This is a genomic window from Rhodococcus tukisamuensis NBRC 100609, assembly GCF_001894985.1.
In the GTDB taxonomy this organism is placed as follows: Bacteria; Actinomycetota; Actinomycetes; order Mycobacteriales; family Mycobacteriaceae; genus Rhodococcus_G; species Rhodococcus_G tukisamuensis.
Genome location: NZ_BCXG01000043.1, coordinates 1 through 25,850, shown reverse-complemented (window position 1 = coordinate 25,850; position 25,850 = coordinate 1). Strand labels below are relative to the sequence as shown.

26 protein-coding genes and 1 riboswitch are annotated in these 25,850 nt (G+C 70.0%); of the genes, 14 read left to right on the top strand and 12 right to left on the bottom strand.

All coding sequences use genetic code 11. The annotated features are described in order from the left end of the window. The 3 genes from RT2_RS24425 to RT2_RS24415 form a co-directional block, all read right to left on the bottom strand. On the bottom strand, positions 1-256 hold a 256-nt coding region (locus tag RT2_RS24425), incomplete at its 3' end, for a hypothetical protein (RefSeq protein ID WP_218019051.1). Between the two features lie 8 nt (positions 257-264). After that, positions 265-1,275, bottom strand: coding sequence for a C40 family peptidase (locus tag RT2_RS24420; RefSeq protein ID WP_371851196.1), 1,011 nt, complete (start codon positions 1,273-1,275; stop codon positions 265-267). 366 nt (positions 1,276-1,641) lie between these two features. Beyond that, entirely contained in the window at positions 1,642-2,217 is a 576-nt protein-coding gene (locus RT2_RS24415; RefSeq protein WP_072847397.1) for an NlpC/P60 family protein, read from the bottom strand. Between the two features lie 16 nt (positions 2,218-2,233). Then, positions 2,234-2,399, bottom strand: a riboswitch (cyclic di-AMP (ydaO/yuaA leader). Between the two features lie 536 nt (positions 2,400-2,935). Between RT2_RS24415 and RT2_RS24405 the strand changes: the two genes are divergently transcribed. Together RT2_RS24405 and RT2_RS24400 are read left to right on the top strand one after the other, a co-directional pair. Next, entirely contained in the window at positions 2,936-4,648 is a 1,713-nt protein-coding gene (locus RT2_RS24405) for a DEDD exonuclease domain-containing protein (RefSeq protein ID WP_245709502.1), read from the top strand. A gap of 87 nt (positions 4,649-4,735) precedes the next feature. Next, positions 4,736-5,011, top strand: a complete 276-nt coding sequence (locus RT2_RS24400) for an Lrp/AsnC family transcriptional regulator (RefSeq protein WP_072847395.1) — start codon at positions 4,736-4,738, stop codon at positions 5,009-5,011. 94 nt (positions 5,012-5,105) lie between these two features. Here RT2_RS24400 and trpD read toward each other — a convergent pair whose 3' ends face one another. Together trpD and RT2_RS24390 are read right to left on the bottom strand one after the other, a co-directional pair. Beyond that, a complete protein-coding gene (gene trpD, locus RT2_RS24395; RefSeq protein ID WP_072847394.1) occupies positions 5,106-6,140 on the bottom strand; it encodes an anthranilate phosphoribosyltransferase in 1,035 nt (344 codons plus the stop codon). A gap of 42 nt (positions 6,141-6,182) precedes the next feature. Then, complete coding sequence (locus RT2_RS24390; protein ID WP_072847393.1) at positions 6,183-6,644, bottom strand: hypothetical protein; 462 nt, start codon at positions 6,642-6,644, stop codon at positions 6,183-6,185. Positions 6,645-6,770: 126 nt separating this feature from the next. Between RT2_RS24390 and ctaE the strand changes: the two genes are divergently transcribed. The 5 genes from ctaE to RT2_RS24365 all read left to right on the top strand — a co-directional run bounded on the left by ctaE (position 6,771) and on the right by RT2_RS24365 (position 11,909). Further along, the gene (gene ctaE, locus RT2_RS24385; protein WP_072847392.1) at positions 6,771-7,382 is read left to right on the top strand and encodes an aa3-type cytochrome oxidase subunit III; all 612 of its coding nucleotides are present in this window, start codon (positions 6,771-6,773) and stop codon (positions 7,380-7,382) included. A 63-nt stretch (positions 7,383-7,445) separates the two neighbouring features. Next, positions 7,446-8,297, top strand: coding sequence for a cytochrome bc1 complex diheme cytochrome c subunit (gene qcrC / locus RT2_RS24380; protein WP_083577598.1), 852 nt, complete (start codon positions 7,446-7,448; stop codon positions 8,295-8,297). Next, positions 8,294-9,430, top strand: a complete 1,137-nt coding sequence (gene qcrA, locus RT2_RS24375; RefSeq protein WP_072847400.1) for a cytochrome bc1 complex Rieske iron-sulfur subunit — start codon at positions 8,294-8,296, stop codon at positions 9,428-9,430. The genes qcrC and qcrA overlap by 4 nt, the downstream gene beginning before the upstream one ends. Next, positions 9,427-11,088: a cytochrome bc1 complex cytochrome b subunit gene (qcrB, locus tag RT2_RS24370; protein WP_072847391.1), complete on the top strand. Its 1,662-nt coding sequence runs from the start codon at positions 9,427-9,429 to the stop codon at positions 11,086-11,088. The genes qcrA and qcrB overlap by 4 nt, the downstream gene beginning before the upstream one ends. A 278-nt stretch (positions 11,089-11,366) precedes the next feature. Further along, a complete protein-coding gene (locus RT2_RS24365) occupies positions 11,367-11,909 on the top strand; it encodes a hypothetical protein (RefSeq protein ID WP_072847390.1) in 543 nt (180 codons plus the stop codon). 186 nt (positions 11,910-12,095) lie between these two features. Here RT2_RS24365 and RT2_RS24360 read toward each other — a convergent pair whose 3' ends face one another. Both RT2_RS24360 and ctaC read right to left on the bottom strand, forming a co-directional pair. Beyond that, positions 12,096-12,512, bottom strand: a complete 417-nt coding sequence (locus RT2_RS24360; protein ID WP_072847389.1) for a cytochrome c oxidase subunit 4 — start codon at positions 12,510-12,512, stop codon at positions 12,096-12,098. Positions 12,513-12,558: 46 nt separating this feature from the next. Beyond that, positions 12,559-13,629 (bottom strand): aa3-type cytochrome oxidase subunit II, encoded by a 1,071-nt coding sequence (gene ctaC / locus RT2_RS24355; protein ID WP_072847388.1) that lies wholly within the window; start codon positions 13,627-13,629, stop codon positions 12,559-12,561. Positions 13,630-13,833: 204 nt separating this feature from the next. Between ctaC and asnB the strand changes: the two genes are divergently transcribed. After that, on the top strand, positions 13,834-15,759 hold the full coding sequence (gene asnB / locus RT2_RS24350) for an asparagine synthase (glutamine-hydrolyzing) (RefSeq protein ID WP_072847387.1): 1,926 nt from the start codon (positions 13,834-13,836) through the stop codon (positions 15,757-15,759). 69 nt (positions 15,760-15,828) lie between these two features. On the opposite strand, the gene RT2_RS24345 is transcribed toward asnB, so the two are convergent. Beyond that, entirely contained in the window at positions 15,829-16,794 is a 966-nt protein-coding gene (locus RT2_RS24345) for a carbohydrate kinase family protein (protein ID WP_072847386.1), read from the bottom strand. 219 nt (positions 16,795-17,013) lie between these two features. After that, entirely contained in the window at positions 17,014-17,364 is a 351-nt protein-coding gene (locus RT2_RS24340; protein WP_072847385.1) for an iron-sulfur cluster assembly accessory protein, read from the bottom strand. A 197-nt stretch (positions 17,365-17,561) separates the two neighbouring features. Between RT2_RS24340 and RT2_RS24335 the strand changes: the two genes are divergently transcribed. The 4 genes from RT2_RS24335 (at position 17,562) to RT2_RS24320 (ending at position 20,849) form a co-directional block, all read left to right on the top strand. Next, positions 17,562-18,218 carry a DUF3043 domain-containing protein gene (locus RT2_RS24335; protein WP_072847384.1) on the top strand — a complete coding sequence of 219 codons (657 nt, stop codon included), beginning with the start codon at positions 17,562-17,564 and terminating at the stop codon, positions 18,216-18,218. A 54-nt stretch (positions 18,219-18,272) separates the two neighbouring features. Next, the gene (locus tag RT2_RS24330) at positions 18,273-18,857 is read left to right on the top strand and encodes a bifunctional adenosylcobinamide kinase/adenosylcobinamide-phosphate guanylyltransferase (protein WP_072847383.1); all 585 of its coding nucleotides are present in this window, start codon (positions 18,273-18,275) and stop codon (positions 18,855-18,857) included. Between the two features lie 73 nt (positions 18,858-18,930). Further along, positions 18,931-20,076 carry a nicotinate-nucleotide--dimethylbenzimidazole phosphoribosyltransferase gene (cobT, locus tag RT2_RS24325; RefSeq protein WP_072847382.1) on the top strand — a complete coding sequence of 382 codons (1,146 nt, stop codon included), beginning with the start codon at positions 18,931-18,933 and terminating at the stop codon, positions 20,074-20,076. Positions 20,077-20,078: 2 nt separating this feature from the next. After that, the gene (locus tag RT2_RS24320) at positions 20,079-20,849 is read left to right on the top strand and encodes an adenosylcobinamide-GDP ribazoletransferase (RefSeq protein ID WP_072847381.1); all 771 of its coding nucleotides are present in this window, start codon (positions 20,079-20,081) and stop codon (positions 20,847-20,849) included. A gap of 114 nt (positions 20,850-20,963) precedes the next feature. Here the strand turns inward: RT2_RS24320 and RT2_RS24315 are convergent, their stop codons facing one another. Next, positions 20,964-22,067 (bottom strand): branched-chain amino acid aminotransferase, encoded by a 1,104-nt coding sequence (locus tag RT2_RS24315; protein ID WP_072847380.1) that lies wholly within the window; start codon positions 22,065-22,067, stop codon positions 20,964-20,966. A gap of 62 nt (positions 22,068-22,129) precedes the next feature. Then, positions 22,130-23,230, bottom strand: coding sequence for a glycine cleavage system aminomethyltransferase GcvT (gcvT, locus tag RT2_RS24310; RefSeq protein ID WP_072847379.1), 1,101 nt, complete (start codon positions 23,228-23,230; stop codon positions 22,130-22,132). 109 nt (positions 23,231-23,339) lie between these two features. On the opposite strand from gcvT, the gene RT2_RS24305 reads away from it, so the two are divergent. Then, positions 23,340-24,860 (top strand): leucyl aminopeptidase, encoded by a 1,521-nt coding sequence (locus tag RT2_RS24305; RefSeq protein ID WP_371851195.1) that lies wholly within the window; start codon positions 23,340-23,342, stop codon positions 24,858-24,860. Between the two features lie 62 nt (positions 24,861-24,922). Here RT2_RS24305 and RT2_RS24300 read toward each other — a convergent pair whose 3' ends face one another. Next, positions 24,923-25,261, bottom strand: a complete 339-nt coding sequence (locus RT2_RS24300) for an oxidoreductase (protein ID WP_072847378.1) — start codon at positions 25,259-25,261, stop codon at positions 24,923-24,925. Positions 25,262-25,539: 278 nt separating this feature from the next. On the opposite strand from RT2_RS24300, the gene RT2_RS24295 reads away from it, so the two are divergent. Next, on the top strand, positions 25,540-25,850 hold a 311-nt coding region (locus tag RT2_RS24295), incomplete at its 3' end, for a biotin/lipoyl-containing protein (RefSeq protein ID WP_304363109.1).

The window sequence follows — 25,850 nt, the reverse complement described above, 5'->3', positions numbered from 1 at the left end:
CCGCCACGGGCGCGGCGGGCGGCGGCGCATCGCCGGAACCGGCGGACAGCGCGACTGCGCCCGCGGCGCCGAGCGCGCACAGCAACCCGGCCAGTGCCAGCGCCTCCCAGCGCCGGATCCGCCGCCTGGTCCGGCGCTGCGGTCGGTCACCACCGGCGGCCGGCCGGTCCGAGTTCGGGGTGACCGTGCTCAGCAGGTCCGTCTTCAGCAGGTCCGTGTTCGGTATGTCTGTGTTCGGCGACCCGGCCCCCGGCATGTCGGCGTTCAGTAGCGTCGGGCGCCGTAGAACGGGTACGCGTCCATCGGCGCGACCTTGACCGGCACCCCGTACGTGGACGCGTGCACGATGTTCCCGTTCCCGATGTACATCCCCACATGCGAGGCGTCCGAGTAGTAGAGCACCAGGTCACCGGGCTGCAGGTCGGCCTTCTGCACCGGCGCCCCGCCCGCGGCCTGCGCCTGGCTCGACCGCGGCAGGGTCTTGCCGATCTGCTTGTACGCCCAGACCATCAGCCCCGAGCAGTCGTAGCCGTCCGGTCCGGTGGCACCCCAGACGTACGGCTTGCCCACCTGGGTCAGGCCGGCCTCGACCGCGCCGGCGTTCGACCCGGCCGGCAGGTTCGCGAGAATGGCGCCGAGGTCGACGCCGGGCGGGAAGGGGGTGCCCGCGAGGGTGTCCCGCTCCGAGGCCGTCAGCGCACCGAACGCCCGTGTCACCTCGGCGATCTGCGTCTGCAGGTCGCTCTGCTTGCGCTGCAGGTCGTCGCTGATCGACTTGGCCTCTTCGGTGGCGGTGCGGGCCGCGGCGGCGGACTCCTGCGACGCCGCGGCGGCCGCGGCGGCTCGGTCGCCGGCCTCCTTGAACTCCTTGACCTGGACTGCGGTGTCCGCCGAGATGACGCTCAACGTGGACATCTGGTCGAGCAACTGCTGAGGAGAGTCCGACACCATCACCGCGAAGAGCCGGTTGACGCGGCCGCCCTGGTAGTTGACGGCGGTCAGCCGGTCGACGGCGGGCTGGAACTGCGCGACCTTCGCCTGGGCCTGCTCGAGCAGGGTGCGGTCGCCTGCGTTGCGCGCCTCGGCGTCGTGTTGCACGGAGAGCTTGGACTCGAGGTCGATCTGCGCGTTGTGCATCGCCTCGGTGGTCTGCTCGGACTCACGAGAGAGTTCGGCGAGCCGCTCGAGCGCCGCGGTCGGGTTGTCGAACGCGGGGTCCGCGGACGCGGTACCCGCGGTTCCGGCCGACACCGCGACCAGTGTGAGGGTGAGCATTCCTGTTACGAGCGCTCCACACCTGGACCGCATCGATCTCCGAGACGCCACGAACCGTGGTACTCCGTTCTTCCGCTCCTGCGCCATTGGATACCCGGTGCGGGGCGCGCCGATGGGCGCCGGCCCCGCCGTGGCGGAGACCTCCGCTGCCGCACCGGACGGCGCAGCGAGGTTTCGGAAGGTCTCGGCCAGGTTACGGAATGGCCAACTGGCTGTCCACCCGCTCGGCGCGTCCCGAATCGCTCGACATTCCGCCCCGCCCTGGCGGGTGTCGGTGGGGGTCCGGGAAGACGCCACAGGCCCCCGTCCACATGGGATCGGGGGCCTGCGTCAGCGCCGCGGGGGCGCCGGGTGAATCGGGTGCGCTCAGTAGCGGCGCGCGCCGTCCATCGGCATGGAGGCGATGGGCGCACGCTTGACCGGAGTGCCCGAGGTGGCGGCGTGGATGACCTCGCCGTTGCCCGCGTAGATGCCGGAGTGCGAGCCACCGTAGAAGGAGACGACGTCACCGACCTGCAGGGCGGAGGTCGGCACGGCGATGCCCGCGGCGGCCTGGTCGTAGCTGGTACGCGGCAGCGCGATGCCGGCCTGCTTGAACGCCCACTGCACGAGGCCGGAGCAGTCGAACGCGTCCGGGCCCGAGGCGCCCCACACGTACGGGGAGCCGATCTTGCTGGCAGCGGCGTCGACGGCCTTCTGACCTGCGGTCACGACCGGAGCCGGCGCGGCGGGCGCGGGGATTCCGGGGAGCACGGGCATGGCCGGGAGGCCGGGGATCTGGACGGTCTGCGCGGGGACACCCGGAATGTCGAAGGTGCCGACGCCGGGGACCGTGACCGGCTCGGCGAATGCCGGAGCCGCAGAGACGGTGACTGCGCCGAGCGCGAGCGCACTGGCAATGACTACCCGGCGCATCGAGCGCTTGGAACTGTGTGTTGCCACGAAAGGATGTGCTCCGTTTCTTCCACTCAACCGCCGACCGAGTTAGCTGACGGGTTCGGGCTGGGAAGATCAGCCCTACCCGTCGGCACGCGGTGCGCGCTCCGACGGGATTCACCCCAAAGGAAAACTTGGGTTCCCGGCACGATCGCCCTTGCGGGAAATCGATTAGGCGGTCCTAGCGATGCCGCGCCGGTGTGGCGAAGCAAGAACCCGCTAGGTCTCAGGAAGATTACGAAAGCGCATCCCCCATGTCGACCCGACTCCCCCGGAAAGTCGGACAAATGCACCAAAACCGCACCTTGACGGCCGTCAAGTCACCCCTTTGTCACGACAAGATAACGACCGAGTGGTCTGCTGCAGGTCCCCCGACACGACCAGACGGAGCCTGGGCACCAACCCGGCGTCCGCCAGGACCTCCATTGCAACTCGTTCGTCCTGCTCAATACTGATTCGGACCGGATGCCCCGCTTGCGCGGACGCGGCCGCTCCGCGGACCCCGGGCAACCCGAGCAGGACCGGCACCAGACAGTCCGCACACGCCGCACCCCGCACCTCGCACTCACCGCAGTCGACAATCACTGTGACCCTCGTCTCTTTCGTCCGCCGCCGGGCGTTTCCGCGGCCCGTCCACGGAAAGTAGCCCCGGGGTCCGACAGGTTTCCTCGCGCACACGTTCGACTTGACGGTGCTGTCGGTGGCCGGCCCTAGCCTCAGCGCTGTGAGTCCCCGCATTTCGACCGCACAGCAGTCGACGCCGCAGCAGCTGTCCTTCGACGAGCTGGACACCCCGCTGCGCGAGACCACCTTCGTCGTCGTCGACCTCGAGACCACCGGCAGCAGCTCCGGCGACGACGCCATCACGGAGATCGGCGCGGTGAAGATCCGGGGCGGCGAGGTGATCGGCGAGCTGGCGACGCTGGTCGACCCCGGCCGCAGCATCCCGCCCTACATCGTCGAGCTCACGGGGATCACGTCGGCAATGCTGATCGACGCACCCCGGATCGAGCGCGTCCTGCCGAGCTTCCTCGAGTTCGCGCGCGGCGCGGTCCTGGTCGCCCACAACGCCCCGTTCGACATCGGCTTCCTGAAGGCGGCCGCGGCCCGCTGTGGGCTGCCGTGGCCGCCGTTCCAGGTGCTCTGCACCGTGAAGCTGGCCCGCCGGGTGCTCTCCCGGGAGGAGGCCCCCTCGGTGAAGCTCTCCGCGCTGGCCGGCCTGTTCCGGGTCGGCACCCAACCCACCCACCGCGCCCTCGACGACGCCCGCGCCACCGTCGACGTCCTGCACGGGCTGATCGAGCGCGTCGGCGGCCTGGGCGTGCACAGCTATGCCGAACTCGTCGACTACCTACCCAACGTCTCCGCCGCACAGCGCGGCAAGCGCGGCCTGGCCGCCGACCTCCCCCGCACGCCCGGCGTCTACCTCTTCCGCGGTCCGTCGGAGGAAGTCCTCTACGTCGGCACCGCCGTGAACCTGCAGCGCCGGGTTCGGGGCTACTTCACCGGCTCCGAGACCCGCGCCCGGATGAAGGAGATGGTCGCCCTCGCCACCCGGGTCGACCATGTGGAATGCGCGCACGGTCTCGAGGCGTCCGTCCGGGAGTTGAGACTGCTCGCCGCGCACGCGCCTCCGTACAACCGCCGATCCAAGTTCCCGCGGCGTGCCTGGTGGATCACGATGACCGACGAACCGTTTCCCCGGTTGTCGGTCACCCGCCGCTCCACGGCGGAGGCACTCGGACCGTTCTCCTCACGCACCGACGCCGGCGAGATCGCCGCCACCATCGCCGACGCATGTCGAATTCGCACCTGCACCAAGAAGATTCGCCAGGAACTGCCGCACGGGCCGGACTGCCCCGAGAGCGTGGTCGGCGGCTGCCCGGCCGGCAGCGAGCCCCGGACCGCCGAGCACTACCGGCCCGCGCCGGTGAGCGCGCTCGCCATGTTCCGCGGCATGGACGACGCCCCACTGGCACGACTGCGCTCCCGCGTCGAGGAACTGGCGGCCGCCGAACTCTTCGAGAACGCCGCCCGGCTGCGCGACCGCACCGCGGCCCTCGCCACCGCGCTGCACCGCGCGCAACGACTCGCCGCGCTGGCCGCCGTGGACGAACTGGTCGCCGCCCGGCCCCGCGACGAGGGCGGCTGGGAATTCGCGGTGGTCCGGGCGGGCCGCCTGGCGTCCGCGGGCATCGCCGCGCGCGGGGTTGCGCCGATGCCCGTGGTCGAGGCACTCGTGCTCGCCGCGGAGACGGTGATCGACGAGCCGTCACCGCTGCGTGGCGCGATGGCGGGCGAGGTCGGTTTGGTCGCGAGTTGGCTCGCGCTACCGGGAGTACGGGTGGTGCGGGCCAGCCAGGGCTACGCCGAACCCGCGCGCGGAGGCGGCGGGTGGCAGGAGTGGTGCGCGCTCGCCCACCGCGCGAGCGCCTAGTCTGAGCACGCGAGAGCGGAGTCCCCAGAAGCCCGGAGCCCCGGAGCGACCCGCGAGGGCTCTTCCCACAGTTGTATAAGGAGCGAGATGATCAACGCCATCGTCCTCATTCATGCCGAGGCGAACCGGATCCCCGAGACCGCCCAGGCCGTGGCCGACATCGCCGGCGTCTCCGAGGTCTACTCGTGCGCGGGCGACGTCGACCTGATCGCCATCGTGAAGGTTCGCGACCACGCGCAGATCGCCGAGGTCGTCACCGGCGCGATCAACAAGGTCGAGGGTGTCGTGCAGACCACCACCCACATCGCGTTCCGGTCCTATGCCAGCGCCGATGTCGAGGCAGCCTTCTCCATCGGGGAGTAGCGCCCACCAGATCGACCGCATCCGGATCAGTGACATCCGGATCGACACGGGCATCCCGGGAGGCGCGGCGCCGCCGCGCCTCCCGGGAGCAGCCTCAGCCCGCCAGCGCGGTGCTGACGGCGACCCAGCGGTCGAGCAGACCCGCGGCCGCACCGCTGTCGATCGCCGCGGTCGCGCGCGCCATCCCGGCCAGCAGGGCATCGTCGAGGTCGCCGTCGAGCCCGTCGTAGGCCGCGATCGCCCCGGCCGCATTGAGGACCACCGCGTCGTGCACGGCGCCCCGCTCGCCACCGAGCACCGCCCGCGCAATTGCCGCGTTGGCCTCCGCGTCACCGCCGCGCAACGCATCCAGCGGCACCCTCGCGATCCCGAGCGCCGTCGGGTCGATCCGCTCCTGGCGAACCGTGCCGCCGGTGACGACGTAGGCGGTGCTGGTGGTCGAGGTGGTGATCTCGTCGAGTCCGTCGTCGCCACGCACCACGAGCGCCGAGGCACCCCGGCCGGCGAGCACCCCCGCGACCACGGGCTGCAGGTCCGCGAACGCACAACCGATCAACCCGGCCCGCGGACGCGCCGGGTTGGTCAGCGGCCCCAGCACGTTGAACACCGTCGGGATGCCGATCTCCTTGCGCGGACCCGCGGTGAACCGGAACGCAGGGTGGAACGTCGGGGCGAAGCAGAAACCGATCCCCACCTGGCGGACGCATTCCGCGACGGCGTCCGGGCTGAGGGTGATCTTCACCCCGAGTGCCTCGAGCACGTCCGCGCCACCGCTCTTGGACGACGCGGCGCGGTTACCGTGCTTGACCACCCGTACCCCGGCCGCCGCGACGACCACGGACGCCATGGTCGAGATGTTCACAGTCTGCTGGCGGTCACCGCCGGTCCCGACCACGTCGACCGCGTCACCGTCGAGGTCGAGCGTCCGCGCGTGCGCGAGCATCGCGTCCGCGATCCCCGTCACCTCTGCGGGCTTCGGGCCCTTCATCTTCAATGCGACGCCGAACGCGGCAATCTGTGCCGAGGTCGCGTTGTCCGACATGATCTCGTCCATCGCCCACGACGCGGTGCCGGGATCCAGATCGTGCCCGTCCGTCAGCGCACCGAGCACCTCTGGCCAACTCCCCATCGCAACCGCCTCTTCCCTGGCCGACCGACAATGCTCCGCAGCTTAGTCAGTACCGGCAACCGGATTATGCGGCGGCTGCAACGCATCCCACCCGAGGACATGGCCGCCCGCACGCTGCGCCAGACCCGCCATCCGCGACTGCTCCTGGGAACAGTGCAGGGCGTCGAGCAGCTGGACCCGCGCGAGCACCAGCGCGACCAGTTCCGGATCCTCGTCCGACACCGCACCCGGAGCTGGTTCCTGAGCCGGCGCGTAACCGTCCTGGGCCGCGATCTCGGCGACCCGGGCCAGCTCGCCCGGCGGCACCCGCAGATGGTGCCGCAGGACCGCCTCCGCGGACTCGACCCAGCGGGGCTCCGACGCCGCCGCCCGCGACAGAACCCGGCTGCACGCCTCGGCGTCGTCGAAGCTCTCCACGACCACAACCAGATCGGTCCGATCCGGGTCGAGCGGGACCACCCGTCGACGTCCGAACAGACCCCTCAACCACCGCTGTAGTTCCATGACCTCAGCCTCGCACAGCCATCTACCTGCACAATCGTCGCGGCGTGCATACTTGGTCAGGGCTGCGACGCGCCCATCTTGGACCCGGGTACCCGTCTCTTACGACAAGGCGTCATACTTCTGTCTGTGACGAGCGCAGTAGGGACCCAAGGATCCGCAATCACCCAGCGCGTGCACTCGCTGAACCGGCCGAACATGGTCAGCGTCGGCACCATTGTCTGGCTGTCCAGCGAGCTCATGTTCTTCGCTGGTTTGTTCGCGATGTATTTTGTCGCGCGCGCGCAGGCGAACGGCAATTGGCCGCCGGAGCCCACCGAGTTGAATCTCATGCTCGCGGTCCCCGTGACCGCGGTGCTGGTGGCCTCCTCTTTCACCTGCCAGATGGGCGTTTTCGCCGCTGAGCGAGGTGACGTATTCGGCCTCCGCAGGTGGTACACCCTCACTTTGGTGATGGGCACCCTGTTCGTGATCGGCCAGGCATACGAGTACTACCACCTGGTGCACACCGGCACGACGTTCTCGAGCAGCTCCTACGGCTCGGTCTTCTACATGACGACCGGCTTCCACGGACTGCACGTGATCGGCGGCCTGGTTGCCTTCGTGATCCTGCTCGTACGCACCAAGCTCAGTAAGTTCACCCCCCAGCAGGCGACTGCGGCCATTGTTGTCTCGTACTACTGGCACTTCGTCGACATCGTGTGGATCGGCCTGTTCGCCACCATCTATTTCATCCGTTAGAAGCTGAACGCAGTACTCAGCCCAGTCCGTTCAGTCCGTTCCCGCGAGACCAAAGGGATACAGATGAGTTCATCCCCCCCTTCAGCAGCCGCCGACAGCGCGACTGCCTCCAAAGCCCGTCGTCAGCGCAAGTTCCGTAGGCGCGTCACCGGCGCCATGGTCCTGATGATGGGCCTCGTCGGCGCCGGCTTCCTCGCCGCAGCCCTGACCCCTACCCCGCAGGTAGCGACCGCGTCTGACGACTCGGCAGCGCTCATCCGCGAGGGCAAGCAGCTCTACGACACGTCCTGCATCACGTGCCACGGCGCGAACCTGCAGGGTGTCGAGGACCGTGGCCCGAGCCTCATCGGTGTCGGCGAGGCCGCCGTCTACTTCCAGGTCTCGTCGGGTCGCATGCCGGCCGCACGCAACGAGGCGCAGGCGCTGCGCAAGCCCGCGAAGTTCGACGCGAACCAGACCGACGCCATCGGCGCGTTCGTCCAGGCGAACGGCGGCGGCCCGACCGTCGTCCGCGACGCCAACGGCGAGGTCGCCTCGACGTCGCTGCGCGGCGACGACGTCGCCCGCGGCAGCGAGCTGTTCCGGCTGAACTGCGCGTCCTGCCACAACTTCACCGGCAAGGGCGGCGCGCTGTCCTCCGGCAAGTTCGCACCGCCGCTCGAGCCGGCCAGCGAGCAGCAGATCTACCAGGCAATGGTCACCGGTCCGCAGAACATGCCCAAGTTCTCCGACCGCCAGCTGAGCCCGGACGAGAAGCACGACATCATCGCGTACGTCAAGTCCTCGAGTGAGGCCAAGAACCCCGGCGGCTACGGCCTCGGCGGCTTCGGCACCGGTCCCGAGGGCCTGGCCATGTGGGTCATCGGAATCGCTGCCGTCGTCGGCGCAGCGCTGTGGATCGGAGCAAGGTCATGAGCGACGCCGGTCACGGCGACACGCCACGTAAGCCCACCGAGGCCGAGCTCGACGCGATGAGTCGCGACGAACTCGTCGAACTCGGTACCAACCTCGACGGTGTCGACCTCGCGTTCCGGCGCGAGCGCTGGCCCGTCGAGGGAACCAAGGCGGAGAAGCGCGCCGAGCGCGACGTCGCCCTCTGGTTCGGCATCGCCGGCGTGGCAGCCATCGCATTCATCGCCATCTACCTCTTCTGGCCCTGGGAGTACAAGGGCATCGGCGAGGACGGCTACAACCAGTACAACCTGTACACCCCGTTGCTGGGCCTGACCATGGGCACCGCGATCCTCGCGGTCGGTGTCGGCGCGGTGAAGTTCACCAAGAAGTTCATCCCCGAAGAGGTCGCGATCCAGGACCGCCACGACGGCGGTTCCTCGGCGGTCGACCAGAAGACGATCGTCGCGCAGCTCGGCGACTCGCTGGAGACCTCGACGCTGGGACGGCGCAAGCTGATCACCCGCAGCCTCGGCTTCGGTGCCGGCGCGCTCGGCATCATGGCGATCATGCCGCTCGGCGGCATGATCAAGAACCCGTGGGCCAAGGGCGACAAGTCCGACCTGTGGACCTCGGGCTGGACCCCGAACTTCCCGGGCGAGACCATCTACCTGCGCCGTTACACCGGCCGCCGGGACGACATCGTCCTGGTCCGCCCGGAGGACCTCGACGCGGGCTCCATGGAGACGGTGTTCCCGTTCCGTGAGTCGGAGCGCGGCAACGAGAAGGCCCTCGGCCACGCCCTCAAGCGTGCCGACAACCCGGTCATGCTGATCCGTCTGCGCACCGAGGACGCCACTCGCGCGGTCAAGCGGCGCGGCCAGGAGAGCTTCAACTACGGCGACTACTTCGCCTACTCGAAGCTCTGCACCCACCTGGGCTGCCCGACCTCGCTGTACGAGCAGCAGACCAACCGGATCCTCTGCCCGTGCCACCAGTCGCAGTTCGACGCTCTCCAGTACGGAAAGCCGATCTTCGGACCGGCCGCTCGTGCACTCCCCCAGTTGCCGATTACAGTCAACGAAGAGGGCTTCCTCGTCGCCAACGGCGACTTCGTCGAAGCTCTCGGCCCCGGATTTTGGGAGCGTCCCTCATGACAACCACCACTGGCGGCCAGTCCAAGGTCGCAGCTCACGCCGCCAAGGCGGCCGAGAACGTCGATTCTCGCTACCACCTTGCCGCCGGCATGCGCAGGCAGATCAACAAGGTCTTCCCGACCCACTGGTCCTTCCTGCTCGGCGAGATCGCGCTCTACAGCTTCGTGATCCTGCTCATCTCGGGCGTCTACCTGACGTTGTTCTTCGACCCGTCGATGGCGGAGGTCGTCTACAACGGCGCCTACCAGCCGCTCCGCGGCGTCGAGATGTCGCGTGCGTACGCCACCACCCTGGACCTCTCGTTCGAGGTGCGCGGCGGCCTGTTCGTCCGTCAGATCCACCACTGGGCCGCCCTGATGTTCGCCGCGTCGATCATCGTGCACCTGCTGCGCATCTTCTTCACCGGCGCGTTCCGTCGTCCGCGTGAGGCGAACTGGGTCATCGGCTGCCTGCTGCTGATCCTGGCGATGTTCGAGGGCTTCTTCGGTTACTCGCTGCCCGACGACCTGCTGTCCGGCACCGGCCTGCGTGCCGCCCTGTCCGGCATCACGCTGAGTGTCCCGGTCGTCGGCACCTGGCTGCAGTGGCTGATCTTCGACGGCGACTTCCCCGGTCAGCTGATCATCCCGCGTCTGTACGTGGCACACGTGCTGCTGCTGCCGGGCATCATCCTGGCTCTGATCGGCGCCCACCTGGCCCTGGTCTGGTACCAGAAGCACACGCAGTTCCCCGGCCCCGGCCGTACCGAGCAGAACGTGGTGGGCGTCCGCATCCTCCCCGTGTTCGCGGTGAAGTCCGGCGCGTTCTTCGCGATCACCTTCGGCATCCTCGCCCTGATGGGCGGCCTGCTGCAGATCAACCCGGTCTGGAACCTCGGCCCGTACAACCCGTCGCAGGTCTCCGCCGGCGTCCAGCCCGACATCTACATGATGTGGACGGACGGCATGGCCCGCCTGTGGCCCGCGTGGGAGATCTACCTGTTCGGCACCTACACCATCCCGGCGGTGTTCGCGGTCGCGCTCATCATGGGTCTGGTCTTCACGGTGCTGATCGCCTACCCGTGGATCGAGAAGAAGTTCACCAAGGACGACGCGCACCACAACCTGCTGCAGCGTCCGCGTGACGTGCCGGTGCGTACCGGCCTCGGCGTCATGGCACTGACGTTCTACTTCATCCTGACCGTCATGTGTGTCAACGACATCATCGCGTACAAGTTCGACATCTCCGTGAACGCGACGACGTGGATGGGCCGCATCGGCATCGTCGTGCTGCCGCCCCTGGCGTACTTCTTCACGTACCGGTTCTGCCTGGGTCTGCAGCGCAGCGACCGTCAGGTGCTCGAGCACGGCATCGAGACCGGCGTGATCAAGCGCCTGCCGCACGGTGAGTACGTCGAGATCCACCAGCCGCTCGGACCGGTGGACGACCACGGCCACCCGATCCCGCTCGAGTACCAGGGCGCGGCGATCCCGAAGAAGATGAACAAGCTGGGTTCGGCCGGCAAGCCGGGCTCCGGCAGCCTGCTCACCGCCGACCCGGTCGAGGAGTCCGAGGCCCTCAAGGCCGCGGAGCACCAGAACGAGCACGAGCAGCTCGCGATCCTCAAGGCCTACCAGGACAAGGTCCACGGCCACGACAAGACCGACGGCGAGCACTGATTCCCGTCTGACAAGTCAACGGTGAAGGCCCCGAACTCGATTCGAGTTCGGGGCCTTCGTCGTCATGGGGGTGCCGCGTGGTGGCCCCCGGACAGGATGCGCGTTGCCGGGCCCGTGGAGCGTGCAGGACGGTCACAGGGTCGACGGCCCAGAACGTGCCTGGAGTCTCGGATGACACACGGCCCCGCGGGAACCGTTGCCAGGTCCGCGTGGCCAGGGAGCGCGTACGGTGGCGCTGCACCAGGGTCGGGTCGGATCCAACGCGGGAGGCTCACGCCATGCGCCCTGCAGCAATTCATCGTTCGTTCGTAGCCAGGGCCGCGGCGTCCGTGGCCGTCGTCGCCCTTCCGCTCTGCTCGACCGCCGCTGCGGCGGCGAACCCGCCGCCGGTACCGGCGGCGACGACCACGGTGTTCCAGGTCCCGGTGCGGTTCGTCACGGGATGTTCATTGGAACTGCTCGAGTGCTGGGGCCTGCCGCCAGTGACGACCGTGTCGCCGTCGGCAACGACGGGTGTACTCGGTGTGGTGACCTTCGCGACGGAGCGTGCAGCGAACTGGGCCTACTGCGTCGACATGACGGTGAACTGGCGGAACCTGAACACCGGCGCCGCCGGCACCACCGCGCTCCGGATCGTGGAGCGGGACTACACCCGGGACCCCGCACCGGAGGATTGGTGCCGATACGCCCCCGCAACGGCGGTCACCGGCAGCGGCACGGTCGCCGCAATCGCCGACGTCGGCGCGATCGCCCCTTACGGCATGTACGGCGGGTGCCAGGTACCGGTCAACCCGGGGCTCGGCACCTTCCAGGTCCCGTAGTGCCGACATCGGTGAGCCGGAGCGGATTGCGGCATTCCCCGCAATCACGTCACGATCTCCCGCCAGTGGTCGGACAAACCAGGCCAACCGTTGTCCCAGCCGACTCGCGCACGGCGGCACAGAAACGAACTGGGCGCCGAACTCCGGTGCGGAGTTCGGCGCCCAGTGGCGTACGTGTGGGTGTTGCTAGTGCTTCTCGGGACCGACGTGGTACTCGAAGACCAGGCCGCAGACCGCGGTCAGCACCAGGAGCACGCCGAAGGCGATCATCCAGGGCTGGAAGAAGGCCAGGGCGACCGCGATGAACGCGGCGGCCAGGGCGAGCGCGGCCGGCCACCAGCTACCCGGGCTGAAGAAGCCCAGGTCGCCCGCGCCGTCAGCGATCTCGGCCTCGTCGTAGTCCTCGGGGCGGGTGTCGAGACGACGCGCCACGAATCGGAAGTAGGTCCCGACGATCAGGGTCAGCCCGGCAGACAGCGCAATTGCGGTCAGACCGGCCCACTCGATGCCTGTCCTCGATGCGGCGGTGAACACGCCGTACACGATTCCGACGAGGATGAAAAACACCGTCAAAATCTCAAAGAGCTTGGCTTCGATATTCATGTCAGCTCGTCCTTCAGCGGTTGATGGGTGGGTGCCGTCGGCACGACTACTGGTACTCGCCCTCGAGCACGTCGCTGGCCTGGCGGTACGTGCGCTCGGTGTTGAACGGATGCGTCGAGGTGGCGACCGGCGACTCGCCGATCTCCTTGAGTGCCTCGGCGGTGCTCAGCCCGCGTCCACCCTCGTCAGCCGGCTTGCGCAGCTCGATGTACTCGTTGAACTTCTCCGGGCTCACGGCGCGGATCTCGAAGTTCATCATCGCGTGGTACGTGCCGCACATCTCGGCGCAGCGGCCGACGAACGCGCCTTCCTTCTGGATCTCACTGATCTGGAAGACGTTGTCCGAGTGGTTTTCCTTCGGGTTCGGCATGACGTCCCGCTTGAACAGGAACTCCGGGACCCAGAAGGCGTGGATGACGTCGGCGGCGTTGAGGACGAACTCGACGCGCTTGCCGGTCGGCAGCACCAGGACCGGGATCTCGTTGCTGGTGCCGACGGTCTCGATCTTGTCGTAGTGCAGGAACGACAGGTCGTTCTTGCTCTTGCCGTTGATCGGACCGGGAACCAGGTTGCCGTGGACTTCCTGCTCCTCGGCCGGCACCTCGGCAGCGGCCTGCGCCTCGAGGTTGGTGCCCTCGTACTTCGCGGTGCCGTCACCCATGTCGATGGTGCGGTAGCCGAACTTCCAGTTCCACTGGTACGCCGTCACGTCGACCACGACGTTCGGGTTGTCCTTCTTCTCCGTGACGTAGTTCTGCACGACCACGGTGAAGTAGAACAGCACGGCGATGATGACGAACGGCACCGCGGTGTAGAAGAGCTCCAGCGGCACGTTGTATGCCGTCTGCCGCGGGAACTCGGGCGAGTCCTTCTTCTTCCGGTGGAAGATGACCACCCAGAAGGTGAGGCCCCACACAATCACGCCCATGAACAGGGCGGCGACGACCGACCAGGTCCACAGCTCACGCATCCGCTCAGCCTGCGGGGTAATGCCCGACGGCCATCCGAACCGGAGTACCGGATTGTCGATCGAACAACCCGACAGCAGCATGGCAGCTAGGCCTAATGATGCTGCTAGCCCCGCCCGCCGAAGGATCCGACTCTGCGCCACGTTCACGCCTTCCTGATCGCTGCAAAATTGAGATAGGCCCGCCCAGTGGGCAGCCCGAATACTACGCAGCGTAGACCAAAGCTGCCGCCCATCCACCCTCGGGTCTGAACCAGCGATTCGCCGAGTCTGCGGCATACTTTTGAACATTCGTGAATTGGCCCCGTCAACTGCGGGTCCATCCCCTATGCGTGAATTGAGGTACCGGACGCTGTGTGCGGACTGCTCGGGCTATTGACCTCCACCGGCACCACCGACGACGCGGTCGCCCGCGTCGACGCGGCGATGCACTGTCTGCGTCACCGCGGACCGGACGAGCACGGCACTTGGCACGACGCCGACCTCGTCTTCGGTTTCAACCGGCTCTCGATCATCGACATCGAGCACTCGCACCAGCCGCTGCGCTGGGGCCCGCCGGAGAACCCGGACCGCTACGCCCTGACCTTCAACGGCGAGATCTACAACTACCTGGAGATTCGCGCCGAACTCGCGAAGGACCACGGCGCCACCTTCCGGACGGAGGGCGACAGCGAGGCAATCGTCGCCGCGTTCCACCACTGGGGCCCCGACGCGGTCCGCCGGCTGCGGGGCATGTTCGCCTTCGCGATCTGGGACACCGAGACCAAGGACCTGTTCCTGGCCCGGGACCCGTTCGGCATCAAGCCGCTGTTCCTCGCGACGGGCGCCGGTGGCACCGCCTTCGGCAGCGAGAAGAAGAGCCTGCTGGAGCTGACCGAGCTGATCGGCATCGGCACGGACCTCGACCCCCGCGCCATCGAGCACTACACGGTGCTGCAGTACGTGCCCGAGCCGGAGACGCTGCACGCCGACATCCGCCGGCTCGAGTCCGGTTCCTACGCCTGGGTGCGGGCCGGCGAGGCGCCGCGGATCACCCGCTACTTCACCCCGAAGTTCCCGGCGAAGCCGTTCACCCCGGGTTCCGAGCAGGCCCGCTACCAGGAGATCGCCGAGGCCCTCGAGGACTCCGTCGCCAAGCACATGCGCGCGGACGTGACCGTCGGGTCGTTCCTGTCGGGCGGCATCGACTCCACCGCGATCGCGGCGCTGGCCATCCGGCACAACCCGGACCTGATCACCTTCACCACCGGCTTCGAGCGCGAGGGCTACTCCGAGGTCGACGTCGCCGCCGAGTCGGCCGCCGCGATCGGCGCCAGGCACGTGGTCAAGGTCGTCAGCCCCGCCGAGTTCGCGGCCGCGATCCCGGAGATCATCTGGTACCTCGACGACCCGGTCGCCGACCCGGCCCTGGTGCCGTTGTGGTTCGTGGCGAAGGAGGCCCGCAAGCACGTCAAGGTGGTGCTCTCGGGCGAGGGCGCGGACGAGCTGTTCGGCGGCTACACCATCTACCGCGAGCCGCTCTCGCTCAAGCCGTTCGAGTACCTGCCGGCCCCGCTGCGACGGGCCGCCGGCAAGCTCTCCGACCGGATCCCGGAGGGCACCCGCGGCAAGAGCCTGCTGCACCGCGGCTCGATGACGCTCGAGGATCGCTACTACGGCAACGCGCGCAGCTTCAGCGACGCCCAACTGCGGAGCGTGCTGCGCGACTTCCGGCCGGAGTGGACGCATCAGGACGTGACGGCGCCGATCTACGCGCAGTCGCGGGACTGGGACCCGGTGGCGCGTATGCAGCACCTGGACCTGTTCACCTGGATGCGCGGCGACATCCTGGTCAAGGCCGACAAGATGACGATGGCGAACTCACTCGAGCTGCGGGTGCCGTTCCTCGACACCGAGGTCTTCGACGTGGCCTCGCGGGTGCCGCTGGATCAGAAGATCACCAAGACCACGACGAAGTACGCGCTGCGTCAGGCGTTGGAGGGGATCGTCCCGGCGCACGTGCTGCACCGCGCGAAGCTGGGCTTCCCGGTGCCGTTGCGGCACTGGCTCGCCGGCACGGAGCTGTTCGACTGGGCGCACCAGCAGATCGCGGACTCGCAGACCGACCACATCTTCGACAAGGCCGCGGTCGCCGCGATGCTGAACGCGCACCGCGAGGGCGTCTCCGACCACAGCCGTCGGCTCTGGACGGTGCTGTGCTTCATGGTGTGGCACGGCATCTTCGTGGAGAAGCGCATCGTGCCGCAGATCCAGGAGCCGGTCTACCCGGTCAACCTGTAGGCACTGCCGCGCCTGTGCGCCTTTCTGGTAGCGCGGACTACCAAGAAGGCGCACAGGCGGCGGAGCCGCCTACTTCAGCAGGGCACCGATCTCGTCGGCCGCGTCGGTCCCGTACGCGTCGGCCAGCCGCTTGACGGCGTCGTCGCGGTCCAGGCTCCACTCCTGGGTGCCGACGGTCTCGAGCACCAGCACCGCCACCAGCGAGCCGAGCTGCGCGGACCGCTCGAGGCCCAGCCCCGCGGCCTGTCCGGTGAGGAACCCGGCCCGGAACGCGTCACCGACACCGGTGGGGTCCACCTTCGCCTTCTCCGGCACGACCCCGACGCGCACGAAGTTGCCCTCGCGGTCGACGATCTCGACGCCCTCCGCGCCGAGCGTGGTCACCCGCAGGCCCACCTGCTGCGCGATCTCGGCCTCGGTGAGCTCGCTCTTCTGCAGCAGCAGCGCCCACTCGTACTTGTTCGTGAACAGGTACTTCGCGCCGCCGATCAGCTCGCGGGCCTCGGCCCCGGAGAGCCGCGCGAGCTGCTGAGACGGGTCGGCCGCGAACGGCAGCCCCAGCTCGCGGCACTGCTCGGTGTGCCGGATCATCGCGGCCGGGTCGTTGGCGCCCACGAGCACCAGGTCCACACCGGCGGGCAGGTCGGCCAGCGAGATCTCGCGGGCCTCGCTCATCGCACCCGGGTAGAACGACGCGATCTGCGCCATGTCCTCGTCGGTGGTGCACACGAACCGGGCGGTGTGCGCGGTCTCGGAGATCCGGACCGACTCGCAGTCGACGCCGTGTCCCTCGAGCCAGGTCCGGTACTCCGCGAAGTCGGCGCCGACGGCCCCGACCAGCAGCGGCGATCCGCCGAGCACGCCCATGGCGTAGGCGATGTTGCCGCCGACACCGCCGCGCCGGACCACCAGGTCGTCGACGAGGAAGCTCAGCGAGATGTTCTGGAGCTGGTCGGCGAGCAGCTGCTCGGCGAACCGGCCGGGGAACCGCATCAGGTGATCGGTGGCGATGGAACCGGTGACCGCAATTGTCACGCTCGGGGACCTTTCAGTTGGTCGGGACGGCGTCCGCGCCGCCCCACTATTCGGTTGTGCCGCAAAACGGCCACGCTACCGGCACCGCGACGCGGGCCGTGCCGACCGGGCGGCACAGGAGTCGAGGCGTCGACCCCCGGACACGGCAAATGGCGCGGAACCCGGTCCGGGTTCCGCGCCACTGCCGCACGGCTCACACGGCGTACGCCGCGGGATCGATCAGTTGAACGAGTCTCCACAGGCGCAGGAGCCGGTGGCGTTCGGGTTGTCGATCGTGAAGCCCTGCTTCTCGATGCTGTCGACGAAGTCGATGGAGGCACCCTCGACGTACGGCGCGCTCATCCGATCCACGGCCAGGCTGACCCCGCCGAAGTCGACGATCAGGTCACCGTCGAGGTTCCGGTCGTCGAAGAAGAGCTGGTAACGCAGCCCCGCACAGCCACCCGGCTGGACGGCGATACGCAGCGCCAGGTCGTCGCGACCCTCCTGGTCGAGCAACGCCTTCGCCTTGGCGGCCGCGGCATCGGTCATGACGACCTTGTGCGCGGTCGTCTCGTTCTGCACAGTCATGGGCTCTCCCTGTTCGCTCGTGCCAAACCCGTGAACGCTATCAACGGTACCCCGCCATCCGATTATTCCTTCCCACGTCCCCGGCGGTCGTCTCCGCGAGCGCGCGCGGCCGCCGAGCGGGACCCACCGCGACGGGGTGCGGCGCCCGGAACGGGAGCGTGTCGTGCCCGCCCCGATACACGAAGTAGCCTGGTGGTGTGAAACTGCTGCGCCGAGGTAACCCCGACAATTCCGACAACGGAGACCGTGAGGTCGCTGAGTCGAGTGCCGCCGCGCCGGCGCCGTCCACCCCGACCGAGGGCAAGGGCCGGCCCACGCCGACCCGCCGCGAGGCCGAGGGCAAGCGTCGCGGGCCCGTCGCACCGGCGCCGCTGACCGCGAAGGAGGCCCGGGCCCGGCGCAAGCAGACCCAGGGTTCCAAGGAGGAGCGCAAGGCTGCGTCCGTGGAGCGTCGTGCCACCGCGGCCGACCGCCGCGCCCGGATGCTCGCGGGCGAGGACAAGTACCTGCTCCCCCGCGACAAGGGCCCGGTGCGCGCCTTCGCCCGTGACCTGGTCGACTCCCGCCGGCACCTGGTCGGCCTGTTCATGCCACTGGCGCTGCTGCTGATCATGGCGATGTTCCTCAACCCCGCGGTCCAGTCCCTCGTCACCCTCGGCATGCTGGTGATGATGCTGTTCATGGCCGTCGAGGGGTACATCATGGGCCGCCGCATCAACAACCGCGTCCGCGAGCGGTTCCCCGAGACCACGGACGGCGGCTTCAAGCTCGGCTGGTACGCGTTCGTGCGGGCCTCGCAGATCCGGAAGATGCGGGCGCCGCAGCCGCGGGTCTCCCCTGGCGACGCCGTCTGACCCCCCGGGGCGCCCACCGCGGGCCCCCCGCCGGTCCGGCTTCGACCAGTCGATATGCGGGAGAACACCGTTGGTACGGTCTACCGCGTGTCCTCCCCCGCCGTACCCAAGCGCACCCTGGTCCTCGGCGGCGCGCGCTCGGGCAAGTCCGGGCACGCCGAGGCGCTGCTCGCCGGCACGCCCGGCGACCGCGTCCGGTACGTGGCCACCTCCCGCCTCGACCCCGCCGACGCGGACTGGACCAGCCGCGTCGACGAGCACCGGGTCCGGCGCCCGCAGTCCTGGTCCACCGTCGAGACGGCGTCGGGACCCGGCCTGGCCGAGGTGCTGCGCGCGGACGCCCCCGCGACCCTCGTCGACGACCTCGGCACCTGGCTGACCGCCGAGCTCGACGCGGCCGCGGCCTGGGACCTGCCGCGGGGAACGGTGGGCCCGCGGGTGGACGACCTCGTCGACGCGGTGTCCCGTTATCCCGGCCGGCTGGTGCTGGTGAGCCCCGAGGTGGGCCTCGGCGTCATCCCGGAGACCCGCTCCGGCCGACTGTTCCGCGACGAGATCGGCGCGTTGAACGCCCGTCTGGCGCAGGCCTGCGACGAGGTCCTGCTCGTGGTGGCGGGCCTGGCGATGACCCTCAAGTGACACCTCCCGCGCACCCGGCGCGCCCTGCGACGACCCTCTTTCCGATCACCAGCGCTGACGTGAAAGGTCAACCGTGACAACCGAATCGCCCAGCCCCGTCGAGCCCGGCAGCCCCACCGCGGCCGCCTTCGACGCCGTCACCCCGCCGTCCGCGGCCGCGCGCGCCGACGCCGACGCCCGCCAGCTCCAGCTGACCAAGCCGACCGGTTCGCTCGGCCGGCTCGAGTCGCTCGCCGGCTGGGTCGCGGCCTGCCAGGACCAGTGCCCGCCGCACCTGTTCGAACGGCCGCGGGTGGTGGTCTTCGCGGGCGACCACGGCGTCGCCCGACACGGGGTGTCCGCGTACCCGGCCGAGGTGACCGCGCAGATGGTCTCGAACTTCCAGGCCGGCGGCGCCGCGGTCAACGCGCTGGCCGCGATCACCGGCGCCGGGGTGCGGGTGGTCGACATCGCGGTCGACTCCTACACGGACCCGACGGTCGCCACCCACAAGGTGCGGCGCTCGAGCGGTTCGATCGACCGCGAGGACGCGCTCACCGAGGACGAGACGCTGCGCGCGATCGCCGCGGGCCGCGCCATCGCCGACGAGGAGGTGGACTCGGGGGCGGACCTGCTGATCGCCGGCGAGATGGGCATCGGCAACACCACCCCCGCGACCGTCCTGATCGCCGCGCTCACCGACACCGAGCCCGTGGTGGCCGTCGGCCGCGGCACCGGCATCGACGACGCGGGCTGGGCCCGCAAGACGGCCGCGGTGCGTGACGCGATGCGTCGGGCGCGCCCGGTGGTCAAGGACCCGGCGGCGCTGCTGCGGGTCGCGTCGGGCGCCGACCTGGCCGCGATGGCAGGCTTCCTCGCGCAGGCGGCGCTGCGCCGCACGCCGGTGATCCTGGACGGCGTGGTGGTCACCGCGGCCGCGATGGTCGCGGAGGAACTCGCGCCGGGCGCCCGGGACTGGTGGGTGGCCGGGCACCGGTCCACCGAGCCCGCGCACACGCTGGCCCTGACCCACCTGCGGCTGGAGCCGCTCGTCGAGCTCGACATGCGCCTCGGCGAGGGGTCCGGGGCGCTGGTCGCGTTGCCGCTGCTGCAGTCCGCGATCGCGACGCTGACGAACATGGCCACCTTCGCGGACGCCGGCGTCAGCTCCGGCGAACCCGAACCCGACGCCGCCGGTCCAGAGGACGAGGCCACCGACCCCGACGCCGCCCCGCACTGACCGTGACCGCCGCACTCGACGGCCTCCGCCTGGCGTTGTCCTGGCTGACCGTGCTGCCCGGCCTGCACGACCCGCGGCGGCCGGCTCCGGACCGCGTCGCGGGCCGCCGGGCGATCGCCGCGACCCCGGTGGTCGGGGTGCTCCTCGGCGCCGCCGCCGCGGGCCTGGTCTGGGTGCTGCTGGCGGCCGACCTCGAGCCCGCGCTGGCCGGACTGCTCGCCGTCGCCGCGCTGGCGCTGGCCACCCGCGGGATGCACGTGGACGGCCTGGCCGACACCGTCGACGGCCTCGGCTGCTACGGCGACCCGGCCCGGGCGCTCGAGGTGATGCGCAGCGGCGGCGTCGGACCGTTCGGGGCGGCCGCGCTGGTGGTCGTCCTTGCCGCACAGGCACTCTCGTTCGGCGCGCTCGCCCATGCCGGACAGTGGCTCGCGCTCGTCGCGGCGGTCGCGGCGGGCCGGGTGGCCGCCGTACTGGCCTGCCGGAAGGCACTGTCCGCCGCCGCGCCCACCGGGTTCGGCGCGCTCGTGGCCGGCACCCAGTCGCGGTGGGCGTGCGCGGGCTGGTCGCTCGCCCTGCTGGCGGCCGCGGCCGCCGCGGTGCCGGGCCGCTGGTGGCAGGGCCCGCTGGTCGTCGCGGCCGCGCTCGGGCTGACGGTCCTGCTGACCCGGCACTGCGCCCGCAGGTTCGGCGGCCTCACCGGCGACGTGCTGGGGGCCTCGATCGAGGTGACGGTGGCCGTGGCCGCGGTGGGTTTCCTGCTCGGCGGCTGACGGACGACGGGCTGTCGACCCACTCGCGCCGCCACCCGGGCCCACCCCACGCCGGCACCGGAAACGCCGACGGCCCGCAAACCATTCGGTTGCGGGCCGCGGGTGTGTGACCGATCAGGCGAGCGTGCTCATCCAGCCGTGGATGTCGGCGAAGGTACCGCGCTGGATCCCGGTGAGAGTGTCGCGCAGGGCCATGGTGACCGCGCCCGGCTCGCCACCGCCGATGGTGAACTCACCGGCCGCGGACTTGACCCGACCGACCGGGGTGATGACGGCAGCGGTGCCGCACGCGAACACCTCGGTGATCTCGCCGGAGGCCGCCTTCTCGCGCCACTCGTCCGTGCTGATCCGACGCTCCTCCACCGCAAACCCGGCGTCGGCGGCCAGCGTGAGCAGCGAGTTGCGGGTGATGCCCGGCAGCAGGGAGCCGGACAGCTCCGGGGTGACCAGCCGCGCGTCGGGCCCCGAACCGAAGACGAAGAACAGGTTCATCCCGCCCATCTCCTCGACGTAGCGGCGCTCGGTCGCGTCGAGCCAGACCACCTGGTCGCAACCCTCGTCGGCCGCCTGCGCCTGGGCGACCAGCGAGGCGGCGTAGTTGCCCGCGAACTTCGCCGCGCCGGTGCCGCCCGGGGCCGCCCGCACGTACTCGGTGGACAGCCACACGCTGACCGGCTTGACGCCCTGCGGGAAGTAGGCACCCGCCGGCGAGGCGATCAGCAGGTAGCGGTACCGGTTGGCCGGCCGCACCCCGAGGCCCACCTCGGTCGCGATCATGAACGGCCGGAGGTACAGCGACGCCTCGCCGCCCGCGACCGGGACCCAGTCCTTGTCCACCGCGAGCAGCTCGGTGATCGAGTTGAGGAACAGGTCGTCGGGCAGCTCCGGCATGGCGATTCGCTGCGCCGAGGCGCGCAGACGCTCGGCGTTCGCGGCGACCCGGAAGGAGGCGACGGTGTCGTCCTGCTGCCGGTACGCCTTGAGGCCCTCGAAGATGGCCTGACCGTAGTGCAGGACCATGGCCGCGGGGTCGATCTGCATCGGCGCGTAGGGCTGCACGGTGGCGTCGTGCCAGCCCAGGCCCTCGGTGTAGTCGATGGTGACCATGTGATCGGTGAAGTACTTCCCGAATCCGGGGTTCGCCAACACCCGGGCGCGCTCGTCCGCGGAGACGGGCGAGGGGTGGGCGACGTGCGTGAATTCGAGGACACCAGTCATGCGGCGATCCTAGCGAACGCGCCGTACGCCATTCTCGCGGCGTACGGCGCGCCGACGTCAGCTCACCGGGTGTGCAGTGGGACGAACGGAGGGCTGACGATCTCGCAGCGCAGCGCGCGACCGCGGACGTCCACCTCCACCACGTCCCCCGCCGCCAGTTCGGCGTCGGAGTTCAGCAGGCCCAACGCGATCCCGACCTTGAGCGTCGGCGAGAAGGTGCCCGAGGTGGTCTCGCCGATCGGCGCCCCGTCGCGGAGCACGGTCTGGCCCTGCCGCAGCACGCCACGGTCGAGCGCCCGGATCCCCCACATCTTGCGGGCCGGGCCGGCCTCCTTCTCCGCGACCAGCGCGTCCCGGCCCCAGAACTGCGGCTTCTTCCAGCCGATGGCCCAGCCGCACCGCGCCTGCAGCGGCGAGATCTCGGTGGACAGCTCGTGCCCGTGCAGCGGGTAGCCGGCCTCGGTGCGCAGGGTGTCACGGGCGCCGAGCCCGGCCACCTCGCCGCCGGCCTCGCGGACCGCGGCCACCAGCGCCCGGAACACCGACTCGCTGCCGTCCCAGGTGGGCAGCACCTCGTAGCCGTGCTCGCCCGTGTACCCGGTGCGGCACACCCGCACCGGCGCGCCCTCGAAGACCGCGTCCTCGAAGGCCATGTAGTCCATGCCGGACGGAAGGCCCAGCGCGGCAAGGATTTCCGCGGACCGCGGCCCCTGCACGGCCAGGACGCCGTAGTCGCGGTGGTGGTCGGTGACCGTCACCCCGGCCGGGGCCTCCGCGGCCAGCGCCGCCACCACGGCCGCGGTGTTCGCGGCGTTGGGGACGAGGAACACCTCGTCGTCGCTGACGTAGTAGACGATGAGGTCGTCGACGACGCCGCCCGCCTCGGTGGCGCACAGCGTGTACTGCGCCTGACCCGGCCCGATCTTGCCGAGGTCGTTGGTCAGCTTGGCGTTCACGAAGTCGGCGGCACCGGGGCCCGAGACCAGGGCCTTGCCGAGATGGCTGACGTCGAACACGCCGACCGTCTCGCGAACCGCGGTGTGCTCGGCAACCGTGCCGGCGTAGGAGACCGGCATCTGCCAGCCGCCGAACGGCGCGAAGGTCGCACCGAGTTCGGTGTGCACAGCGTGGAGGGGTCCCTGCAGGAGGTCGGCGTCTGTCATGGGCGTTAACGCTAGCGGACCGCGTCGGGGGTCACGGCCACGGCGAACGCCCCGCCCACCGAACTAAGGTGTCGGGCAGTTGTCCACCCCCTGACGAAGGAGTGCACCCGTGAGTGCCGCCCTGTCCCCCGTAACCCCGCTCGGCCCCGCCCTCGCGCTGGCCGGCAAGATCTCTGCCCGCGCGGAGGTCCTGGTCATCGGGCTCACCGCAGGCCCCGACGGCCCCGAGCCGTCGGTCGGCGAGGCGCTCGACGACGCGACCGTGGAGGCGGTGCTCGCGCACCTGACGGCGGTCGGCGCGACCGGCCGCCCCGAGGAGGTCACCCGGGTCCCGGCGCCCGAGGGCGCCGGCGTCACCAGCATCCTCGCGGTCGGCCTCGGCAAGGCCGACGACGTCGACGCCGAGCAGGTCCGCCGGTCCGCCGGTGCGGCCGCCCGCGCGCTGACCGGGACGGGGACCGCCGCGACCACCCTGTCCTCGCTCGACCTCGGCGCCGCCGCCGAGGGCTTCTACCTGGGCGCCTACGCGTTCACCTCGTACAAGTCGAAGTCCGTGCCCGGCGCCGACGGACAGCCGGTCGCCCGCGTCGAGTTCCTCGTCGAGTCGCCCCGGACCAAGGCCGTCAAGGACGTGCTGGCGCGGGCGCTCGCGATCGGCGAGGCCGTCGCCACCGCCCGCGAGTTCGTGAACACCCCGCCCAGCCACCTGTTCCCGGCCGAGTTCGCGGCCCGCGCGAAGACCCTGGGCACCGAGGCCGGCCTCAAGGTCCAGGTGCTCGACGAGAAGGCGCTCGACAAGGCCGGCTACGGCGGCATCATGGGCGTCGGCAAGGGCTCCTCGCGGCTGCCCCGGCTGGTCCGGATGACCTACACCGGCGCGGCCCGCAAGTCGGCCCCGTCCGTCGCGCTCGTCGGCAAGGGCGTGACCTTCGACACCGGCGGAATCTCCATCAAGCCCGCCGCCGGCATGGAGGCCATGACCTCCGACATGGGCGGCGCGGCCGCCGTGATCGCGACCGTGGTGCTGGCCGCGAAACTCGGACTGAAGGTCAACGTGACCGCGACCGTGCCGATGGCGGAGAACATGCCGTCGAGCACCGCGCAGCGGCCCGGCGACGTGCTGACCCAGTACGGCGGCACCACCGTCGAGGTCATCAACACCGACGCCGAGGGCCGGCTGATCCTGGCCGACGCGATCGTGCGGGCCTGCGAAGACAAGCCCGACTACCTGATCGACACGGCGACCCTGACCGGCGCCCAGATGGTGGCGCTGGGCAACCGCACCCCCGGCGTGATGGGCACCGACGAGTTCCGCGACCGGGTCGCCCGCATCTCGCAGGAGATCGGCGAGAACGCGTGGGCCATGCCGATGCCGGCCGAGTTGCGCGCCGACCTGAACTCGAAGGTCGCCGACCTCGCCAACGTCACCAACCACCGGTGGGGCGGGATGTGCGCGGCCGCGATCTTCCTCCGGGAGTTCGTCGCGGACGACGTCCAGTGGGCACACATCGACGTCGCGGGTCCGGCCTACAACTCGGGCGGCCCGTTCGGGTACACCGGCAAGGGCGGCACCGGTGTGCCGGTGCGGACGATGATCGCCGTGCTCGAGGACATCGCCGACAACGGATAGGCGACTGGCGTCGCCTGTGCGCCTTTCCGGTAGCGGTGCCTACCGGAAAGGCGCACGGGCCGTCAGGCCTGCTGGGCGCGTTTGCGCAGGATCTTCTGCCGGGCGTCGTGGTCTCGCATCCGCTGCGGGTACCCGGTCTTGCGCACGTCGTAGACGGGGATGCCGAGATCCTCGCCGAGCCGGCGGGCACCGCGTTCGCCACCGACGCGGCGGCGGGTCCATTCCCCGTCGGTGGCCACCAGCACGACGGTGACCGGCGTGACCGTCGTCTGCGGCTCGACGTAGGCCTCGACGCCCACGTGCGTGTGCGCCCAGTTCGCCAGGTACTGCGCGTCGGAATCGGCGTCGGCGCGCGCGGAGACTCCGCGTCGCCGCCTCGAGAACTTGCTGAGCAAACCCACGATTTCCCCTCCTCGCCCGACGTCGATGCCGATTGCGTGGTCCGGTCTCAAGTTTGCCAGCAGTTCCTGTGCGCGAAATGAGGAAGCTGTGGCACGCCCCTCATCGGACGGCCCGAACCGATCAATGGAAGGATGGGCAGACGCCGTCCCGGGTCGAGTTCGTCGGGGTATTTCCCGACCGCAACTGGTTCCGTGACGTCGGCACTACTGCACAATGGATTTCGACCACAAGTCGACAAACTCAACAACCCGAACACAACTGTCGAGGAGTCAAAAGCATGGCCTTCTCCGTCCAGATGCCAGCCCTTGGTGAGAGCGTCACCGAAGGAACTGTCACGAGGTGGCTCAAGCAGGAGGGCGACACGGTGGAGGTCGACGAGCCCTTGCTCGAGGTCTCCACCGACAAGGTCGACACCGAGATCCCGTCCCCCGCTGCAGGCGTTCTGACAAAGATCGTCGCCCAGGAGGACGACACCGTCGAGATCGGTGGCGAGCTCGGCATCATCGGTGCCGCTGACGAGGCGCCGGCGCCCGCCGCCGCGCCCGCACCGGCCCCCGCGCCTGCCGCCGAGGCCGCGCCCGAGGCCCC

What these genes read in the sequence shown, in the direction of transcription:
- gcvT (WP_072847379.1), bottom strand. Translation starts at nt 23,230, where the DNA reads ATGACAGACGCCGACCTCCTGCAGGGACCCCTCCACGCTGTGCACACC.
- qcrC (WP_083577598.1), top strand. Translation starts at nt 7,446, where the DNA reads ATGAGTTCATCCCCCCCTTCAGCAGCCGCCGACAGCGCGACTGCCTCC.
- RT2_RS24340 (WP_072847385.1), bottom strand. Translation starts at nt 17,364, where the DNA reads ATGACTGTGCAGAACGAGACGACCGCGCACAAGGTCGTCATGACCGAT.
- RT2_RS24365 (WP_072847390.1), top strand. Translation starts at nt 11,367, where the DNA reads ATGCGCCCTGCAGCAATTCATCGTTCGTTCGTAGCCAGGGCCGCGGCG.
- RT2_RS24330 (WP_072847383.1), top strand. Translation starts at nt 18,273, where the DNA reads ATGCGGGAGAACACCGTTGGTACGGTCTACCGCGTGTCCTCCCCCGCC.
- RT2_RS24360 (WP_072847389.1), bottom strand. Translation starts at nt 12,512, where the DNA reads ATGAATATCGAAGCCAAGCTCTTTGAGATTTTGACGGTGTTTTTCATC.
- RT2_RS24390 (WP_072847393.1), bottom strand. Translation starts at nt 6,644, where the DNA reads ATGGAACTACAGCGGTGGTTGAGGGGTCTGTTCGGACGTCGACGGGTG.
- trpD (WP_072847394.1), bottom strand. Translation starts at nt 6,140, where the DNA reads ATGGGGAGTTGGCCAGAGGTGCTCGGTGCGCTGACGGACGGGCACGAT.
- RT2_RS24420 (WP_371851196.1), bottom strand. Translation starts at nt 1,275, where the DNA reads ATGCTCACCCTCACACTGGTCGCGGTGTCGGCCGGAACCGCGGGTACC.
- RT2_RS24315 (WP_072847380.1), bottom strand. Translation starts at nt 22,067, where the DNA reads ATGACTGGTGTCCTCGAATTCACGCACGTCGCCCACCCCTCGCCCGTC.
- RT2_RS24400 (WP_072847395.1), top strand. Translation starts at nt 4,736, where the DNA reads ATGATCAACGCCATCGTCCTCATTCATGCCGAGGCGAACCGGATCCCC.
- qcrA (WP_072847400.1), top strand. Translation starts at nt 8,294, where the DNA reads ATGAGCGACGCCGGTCACGGCGACACGCCACGTAAGCCCACCGAGGCC.
- qcrB (WP_072847391.1), top strand. Translation starts at nt 9,427, where the DNA reads ATGACAACCACCACTGGCGGCCAGTCCAAGGTCGCAGCTCACGCCGCC.